The sequence below is a fragment of the Streptomyces sp. NPDC043746 genome, from assembly GCF_056436485.1.
In genome coordinates, this window is record NZ_JBWKCM010000038.1 from 42,379 (window position 1) to 49,837 (window position 7,459).

The window sequence follows — 7,459 nt, forward strand, 5'->3', positions numbered from 1 at the left end:
ACCCCGTGAGGAACCCCCGATGACGCAGCCCTTCCTGTCCGCGCTCCTCGGCGCGGAACGCCCCGTGATCATGGAGGTGAAGTCCCGCGACGCACACGGCACCGACCTGCTGCGGGGCCGCGCCCCCGGCGATGTCGCCGCCGCCTACGAGCGGGCCGGGGCGCCGTGCGTCTCCGTCGTGACCGGCCGGTGGTTCGGCGGGACGGCCGCCATGCTCGACGAGGTGACCGCACGCGTCGGCGTCCCGGTCCTGCTCAAGGACTTCGTGACCCGGCGCGACCAGATCACCGCCGCAGCCCGCTCGGGCGTCTCGGCGGTCCTGCTGACCGCGGCCCTGCTGCCCCGGGAGTCCCTGCACGACCTGGCCCGTGAGTGCCAGGAGCACGGGCTGACCCCGTTCGTGGAGGTGACCCGCGCCGAGGAGGCGGTCGGCCTGCCCGACCCGCAGGATTGCGTCGTCGCGGTCAACAACAAGGACATCACCGCCCGCGAACGGGACGCCGGGGACCTGGACCGCAGCCGCGCGCTGCTGCCCGCCGTACGGGCCGCGGGCACCCTCTGCCCCGTCAGCGCCGGCGCGGTCGGCGACCCCGCCACCGCCGCCGGTCTGCTGGCCGAGGGCTACCGGGGCCTGCTCATCGGCACCTCGCTCCTGCGGGCCCCGAGCGTGGAGGCCTGGCTGGGCGCGTTCGACGCGCACCGGGCGGCGAGCGCCGAGGCGACCGGGCGCATCGTGGTCCCGCCGACCGCCGAGGCGCCCCCGGTCCTGCCGCCCCCGGCCCCCGTACCCGGAACGGAGACCGCCGAACCGGAGGTCCCGGCCGGCCCCGAGGCCGAGGACGTGCCCGCATGAGCGCTCCGCCGACCGTCGCCACCGCGGACGCCGCCGCGCGGGACCTCGTCCCCAGGGGCGTGGAGCAGATCGTGCTCGGCCGGGGCCCCCACCGCCTCGGCGCCTGGCGGGCCGAACCCGCCACCGGGGCGCCCCGGTCCGTGCTCGTCGCCGTCCACGGCCGGGCGATGTCGCCCGGCTACTTCGCCGGACCGGTCGCCCCGCACACCTCGCTGCTCGCCCTCGCCACCGCACTCGGCCACACCGTCCTCGCGGTGGAACGGCCCGGCTACGGCCTCTCCCGCGCCACCCTGCCCCGCGGCCTGCCGCTCGCCGAACAGGCCCGGCTGCTGCGCCGGTCGCTCGCCGACTACGCCGAACTGCACCCCGTAGGGGCCGGATTCCATCTCCTCGGGCACTCCGACGGCGGCAAGACGGCCCTGCACCTGGCGGGGGAGCCCTGGCCCGGGCAGACCCCCGCCGACCGCCTCCTCGGACTCGACCTCAACGGCTGCGGCTGGCACTACGCACCGGCCGCCGCCCACTTCCCGGACACTCTGGGCGGCGGTGCGGGATCGCTCAACTGGGGCCCGCTGCGCCTCTATCCGGGCGGCACCTTCCGGGCCAGCCGCACCCTGCTCCGGGAGGTCCCGGCCGCCGAGGAGGAGGAGACGGCCCGGTGGCCCGGCCGGTTCCCGGCCGCCGCCGCCCGGGTCCGCTGCCCCGTGCGGCTCACCTTCGGCGCGTACGAGGGCTGGTGGTGCCTGGACCGGGACGAACTGGCCGCCGTGGCCGCCAGCTTCACGGGCACCCGCCGCCCTGTCGTCGAACGCCTGCCGGAGGCCGGGCACAACCTCAGCCTCGGACAGGCCGCCCCGCTCTACCACGCGCGGGCACTGACGTTCCTGGAGGAGTGCCTGGCAGCCTCCTTCGACCGCGCGCGGTGACGCACGCGTATGCGCGTGAGCGTGTGGGATATGGACCGCGGGGCCCCGAACCTGCTGGGATGACCACGCGCACGGCACGTACGCTCTGTTCTGCTGCGTGCACCGTACGCAACCATCCGGGAGAGTCCATCCGACCGACGGGACCGCCACATGAGCCAGTACCCTCCCCACGCCGCCCCGCACTCCGCCGACCCGGTCCGGCCCGGCGGACCCCCGCCCGCCCGTGAGCGGACCACCGTGGCGCTACTGGTGGCCTCCGTGCTCTGCACGGGGCTGATGGCGGGGCTGTTCTTCGCCTACGACATCTCCGTCATGCCGGGCCTCGCCGAGCTGGACGACGCCGCCTACGCCGCGGCCATGCGGCGGTTCAACACGGCGATCGACGGCAGTGCGCTGTTCGGCCTGGTCTTCCTCGCCGCACTGGGCCTGACGGTCGCCTCCGCGATCCTGGCCTTCCGCCGCAAGCGCCGCTCGGTGGCCCTGCCGCTGACCGTCGCGGCCCTGTGCTACCTGGCGGTGCTCGTCGTCACCGTCGCGCTCAACCTTCCCCTCAACGCGGACCTGGAGGCGCTGGGCGACCCGGCGCCCGCCAAGGACCTCCACGCGGTGATCGACGAATTCAAGTCGGCATGGGTCACGGCCAATGTGTTCCGGACCCTTTTCTGTGTACTGAGCCTGGGCGCTCTGTGCGCCGCACTGATCCGCCACGGGCGGACGGAATCCTCCATGACACCGGGATAGAGGAGATCCCGAAGGAAAACTCACGAAACAGCTGCCGCTTTGCAGTGAAAGGCCGCCGCTTCACTTTCCCTCTTTGCGTTCACACATGACGGCCCTCGCTATTCACTGGTCAGGTCTGGTCCGGTCAGGGGGAGGCGGCCGGCCCATCGGTGCGCCCGGCGGCCCGTCTCCCCGTACCGCTCGGCACGGCGGAGCCCGGGTACCGTGCCCCCGCCGTCCGGCGGCCCGGAGAGCTGTGGGAGCGTGGGAACGGTGAGTGAGAAGGCGACGGAATCCATGCAGTACCGCTTCGACGGCCCCGAGGGTGCACCGGTCCTGGTGATCGGGCCCTCGCTGGGAACCACATGGCACATGTGGGACCGCCAGATACCCGAGCTGGCCCAGCACTGGAGAGTCTTCCGCTACGACCTGCCCGGCCACGGCGGCGCCCCCGCCCACCCGGCGTCCTCCGTCGCCGAGCTCGCTGACCGGCTGATCGCGACCCTGGACGAGCTGGGCGTGCACCGGTTCGGCTACCTGGGCTGCTCGATCTCCGGTGCCGTCGGGACGGACCTGGCCCTGCGCCACCCGCACCGGGTGGCCTCGCTGGCACTGGTCGCCTCCTCGCCCCGGTTCGGCACGGCCGACGAGTTCCGCCAGCGCGGGGTGATCGTCCGCACCAACGGCCTGGAGCCGATGGCCCGTACCGCTCCGGAGCGCTGGTTCACCCCCGGCTTCGCCGCCTCGCAGCCCGCGATCGTCGAATGGGCCGTGCAGATGGTCCGTACCACCGACCCCGGCTGCTACATCGCTGCCTGCGAGGCGCTGGCCGCCTTCGACATCCGCGACCACCTGGGCCGGATCGGCGTCCCGACCCTCGTACTGGTCGGTGCGGAGGACCAGGTCACCGGACCCGCCGAGGCGCGCACGCTGGTCGCCGGGATACCCGACGCCCGACTCGCGCTGGTCCCCGGCGCCTCCCACCTGGCCCCGGTCGAGCAGCCCGCCGCCGTGACCGACCTGCTCCTGACCCACTTCTCCACCGCCTGGCAGGACGCGCCCGCCACGGCCTCCGTACCGTCGCTCGTCCCCGGCCCGGCCACGCCCGCCCCCTTCGTGCCCGCGGCGCCCGTCGCCGAGATCGCCCCGGCGCCCGACGCGCCCGAGGGAGCGGGCCCGCAGCCGGACAGCCGCCACGAACGCGGCACGAGGATGCGACGCGAGGTGCTGGGGGACGCCCACGTCGACGCGGTGACCGCCGCCACCGACGCGTTCACCGAGGACTTCCAGGAGCTGGTGACCCGGTACGAGTGGGGCGAGGCCTGGAGCCGGGACGGGCTCGACCGCCGCACCCGCAGCTGCGTCACGCTCACCGCGCTCGTCGCCTCCGGCCACCTGGAGGGCCTGGCCGCGCACACCCGGGCCGCCCTGCGCAACGGTCTGACACCCGCCGAGATCAAGGAAGTTCTGCTCCAGGCCGCCGTCTACTGCGGCATCCCGGCGGCAGGCGCGGCCTTCACGGTCGCGCAGTCCGTCATCCAGGAGGAAACCACCCCGCCCGCGTAGCAGGATGGACCCATGAACGCATCGCCTCAGCCACTCACGCTCACCAAGAAGACCCACTCCTGCGTGCGGATCGAGAAGGAGGGGCGCGTCCTGGTCATCGACCCGGGCGGCTTCTCCGAGGACGACGCGGCCCTCGGCGCCGACGCCCTCCTGGTCACGCACGAGCACCCGGACCACTTCAACGAGGCCCGGCTGCGGGCGGGCCTGGAGGCGAACCCGGCGGCCGAGATCTGGACCCTGCGCAGCGTGGCCGACCAGCTCTCGGCCGCCTTCCCCGGCCGGGTGCACACGGTGGGCGACGGCGACGCGTTCTCGGCGGCCGGGTTCGACGTCACCGTGCACGGGGAACTGCACGCGGTGATCCACCCGGACATCCCGAGGATCACCAACATCGGTTTCCTGGTGGACGGTTCGGTCTTCCACCCCGGTGACGCGCTGACCGTCCCGGACCGCGCCGTGGACACCCTGCTGCTCCCGGTGATGGCCCCCTGGAGCAAGATCTCCGAGGTCATCGACTACGTACGGGAGGTGAAGCCGCGCCGCGCGATCGACGTCCACGACGCCCTGCTCACCGACCTGGCCCGGCCGATCTACGACAACCAGATCGGTGCCCTGGGCGGCGCGGACCACGGCCGACTGGCCCCGGGCGGCGTCACGGAGCTGTGAGGGCCCGACGGCCCGCCCCCTCTGCCGCAGCCCACCCCGCCCCGCCGTTCGTCGCCCGACGGCGGGGTTTCGTCGACTGTCAGTGGGAGCCGCTAGGTTTGGGGTCATGCGCATCGCCACCTGGAACGTCAATTCGATCACCGCCCGGCTGCCGAGGCTGCTGGCCTGGCTGGAGAGCAGCGGCACGGACGTGCTGTGCATCCAGGAGACCAAGTGCACGGCCGAGCAGTTCCCCGCCGAAGCCCTGCGCGAGGCGGGGTACGAATCCGCGGTCAACGCCAACGGCCGGTGGAACGGGGTCGCGCTGCTCTCCCGGGTCGGCCTCACCGACGTCGTCACCGGACTGCCCGGCGGCCCGGACTACGACGGGGCCCAGGAGCCCCGCGCGATCTCCGCGACCTGTGGCCCGGTCCGCCTCTGGTCGGTCTACGTCCCCAACGGCCGGGAGGTGGAGCACGACCACTACACGTACAAGCTGGCCTGGCTGGAAGCCCTCCGCAAGGCCGTCGCCCCCGAGGTGGCGGGCCCGCTGCCCTTCGCCGTCCTAGGCGACTTCAACGTGGCCCCGACCGACGAGGACGTCTGGGACCCCGCGCTCTTCGTCGGCGCCACCCACGTCACCCCCGCCGAGCGCGCGGCCCTCTCGGCCCTGGAGGGGGAGGGGCTGGGCGAGGTGCTGCCCCGCCCCCTCAAGTACGACCGCGCGTACACCTTCTGGGACTACCGGGAGCTGCGCTTCCCCAAGAACAAGGGCATGCGGATCGACCTGACGTACGGCAACCCCGCCTTCACGGCCGCCGTCAAGGACAGCTACGTGGACCGCGAGGAGCGGAAGGGCAAGGGCGCGTCCGACCACGCGCCGGTGGTGGTCGACCTGGACCTCTGACGGAGCGGCCAGGGAGCGGCTTGGGGCTTGAGCGCAACCTAAGGTTGACACTCTCCGGGTGTCAACTTAGGGTTGACGCATGACGCAGCCACTTCCCGCGACGCCGTCCGTGCGCCTCGACGACCTGATCGAGGCCATCAAGAAGTCCAACCCCGACGCACTGGAGCAGCTCTCCGGCGCGGTCATCGCCGCCGACCATCTCGGAGACGTGGCCGACCACCTCATCGGCCACTTCGTGGACCAGGCGCGCCGCTCGGGTGCGTCCTGGACCGACATCGGCCGCAGCATGGGGGTCACCCGTCAGGCCGCCCAGAAGCGCTTCGTCACGAAGAAGGGCGACGAAGCGTCCGACCTGGACCCGAGCCAGGGCTTCGGCCGCTTCACCCAGCGGGCCCGGAACGTCGTCATGGCCTCCTACAACGAGGCCAAGGCCGCCGGCCACGCCGAGATCGTCCCGGCCCACCTGACCCTGGGACTCCTGGCCGAACCGGAAGCCATCGCGCTCCGCGTCATCACGACCCAGGGCGTAACCCCGGAGGCCCTGCGCACGGCGGCGGAAGCGGCCCTGCCGCCCGCCGCCGACGAGGTCCCCGAGCTGATCCCGTACGACGCGGACGCGCGCAAGGTCCTGGAGCTGACGTTCCGCGAGGCGCTGCGGCTCGGCCACAACTACGTGGGCACGGAGCACATCCTGCTGGCCCTGCTGGAGTTCGAAGCCGGCACCGGCGTCCTGACCGGCCTCGGCCTCACGAAGGAGGCGACGTCGACGGCGGTCGCGTCGGCGGTGGAGGAGGCGGCGGCAGCGCTCTGGCAGCAGAGTTCCTGAGGGCCGTTCCGGGGGAGGGGCGGCGGGCTTCCGGCAAGCACGGGGCCCGCCGCCCGGTCGCTGTCGCTCGAACCCCGACGAACAGAGAACTCCCCGGCCCCAGCGACCAGGGAGAACTCCCGGGCCTCAGCCTCAGTGCGACGAGAACCCACCATCCACGAACAACGCCTGCCCGGTGACGTACGAGGAGGAGGGCCCGGCGAGGAAGACGGCGGCCCCCGCGAAGTCCTCCGCGAGCCCGTTGCGCCCGACGAAGGTGCGGGCGGCGAGCGAGGCGACCTTCTCCGGATCGGAGGCGAGGTGCGCGTTGAGCGGGGTCAGCACGAACCCCGGCACCAGCGTGTTCACGGTGACGCCGTACGGGGACCACGCCTCGGCCTGCGACCGGGCCAGCGACTCCAGCCCGCCCTTGGACACCCCGTACGCCCCGCTGTTCACAAAGGCGCGGTGTGCCTGTTGCGAGCTGACATGGATGATCCGCCCGTACCCCCGCTCAGCCATCCCGGGCCCGAATCGCTGCCCAAGGAGGAAGGGCGCCTTGAGGTTCACGGCCATGGTGGTGTCCCACACGTCCTCACCGAGGTCGTCCATGGGCGGCCGCAGGTTGATCCCAGCACAGTTGACAAGAATGTCCGGCTCCCCGAATGCGGCAACGACCCCATCGGCGGCCGCCCGCACTCCCTCACCGGTCCCCAGATCAGCACTGACCCAGGCGGCCCGGCACCCGTAGCCCTCCAACTCCCCAACGGTGTCCTTCAACTCGGCCTCTCGCCGAGCCACCACAACAACACTGGCCCCGGCCCGAGCCAGCGCCCCGGCAATACCCCGCCCGATCCCGGAACTCCCCCCGGTCACAACGGCGACCCGCCCGGCCAACGAAAACAGCTTCGACACGTACGCCTGTGCACTCATGTTCGTACCCTAAGGGCTGTCCCGCAAAGATCTTGAAGCCGCCTCGGGCATGGCGGCCGCCTTGCTTATCCGGCGAGGGCGAGGTTGTGCATCCGGGCGATGCC

Annotated in this window: 8 protein-coding genes; 7 read left to right on the forward strand and 1 reads right to left on the reverse strand. The window is 72.8% G+C overall.

The window, feature by feature from the left end:
- Positions 1-19 precede the first annotated feature (19 nt).
- The 7 genes from AC0682_RS28750 to AC0682_RS28780 all read left to right on the forward strand — a co-directional run bounded on the left by AC0682_RS28750 (position 20) and on the right by AC0682_RS28780 (position 6,443).
- Positions 20-853, forward strand: a complete 834-nt coding sequence (locus AC0682_RS28750) for a beta/alpha barrel domain-containing protein (protein ID WP_478536075.1) — start codon at positions 20-22, stop codon at positions 851-853.
- On the forward strand, positions 850-1,779 hold the full coding sequence (locus tag AC0682_RS28755; protein ID WP_478536076.1) for an alpha/beta hydrolase: 930 nt from the start codon (positions 850-852) through the stop codon (positions 1,777-1,779). The genes AC0682_RS28750 and AC0682_RS28755 overlap by 4 nt, the downstream gene beginning before the upstream one ends.
- A 150-nt stretch (positions 1,780-1,929) precedes the next feature.
- On the forward strand, positions 1,930-2,520 hold the full coding sequence (locus AC0682_RS28760; RefSeq protein WP_478536077.1) for an anthrone oxygenase family protein: 591 nt from the start codon (positions 1,930-1,932) through the stop codon (positions 2,518-2,520).
- A 276-nt stretch (positions 2,521-2,796) separates the two neighbouring features.
- On the forward strand, positions 2,797-4,065 hold the full coding sequence (pcaDC, locus tag AC0682_RS28765; RefSeq protein WP_478536084.1) for a bifunctional 3-oxoadipate enol-lactonase/4-carboxymuconolactone decarboxylase PcaDC: 1,269 nt from the start codon (positions 2,797-2,799) through the stop codon (positions 4,063-4,065).
- A gap of 12 nt (positions 4,066-4,077) precedes the next feature.
- Positions 4,078-4,731: an MBL fold metallo-hydrolase gene (locus AC0682_RS28770; protein WP_254811398.1), complete on the forward strand. Its 654-nt coding sequence runs from the start codon at positions 4,078-4,080 to the stop codon at positions 4,729-4,731.
- Positions 4,732-4,837: 106 nt separating this feature from the next.
- A complete protein-coding gene (locus tag AC0682_RS28775) occupies positions 4,838-5,617 on the forward strand; it encodes an exodeoxyribonuclease III (RefSeq protein ID WP_478536079.1) in 780 nt (259 codons plus the stop codon).
- Positions 5,618-5,696: 79 nt separating this feature from the next.
- Positions 5,697-6,443, forward strand: coding sequence for a Clp protease N-terminal domain-containing protein (locus tag AC0682_RS28780; RefSeq protein ID WP_478536081.1), 747 nt, complete (start codon positions 5,697-5,699; stop codon positions 6,441-6,443).
- A gap of 132 nt (positions 6,444-6,575) precedes the next feature.
- Here AC0682_RS28780 and AC0682_RS28785 read toward each other — a convergent pair whose 3' ends face one another.
- Positions 6,576-7,355 (reverse strand): SDR family NAD(P)-dependent oxidoreductase, encoded by a 780-nt coding sequence (locus AC0682_RS28785; RefSeq protein ID WP_478536083.1) that lies wholly within the window; start codon positions 7,353-7,355, stop codon positions 6,576-6,578.
- Positions 7,356-7,459 lie beyond the last annotated feature (104 nt).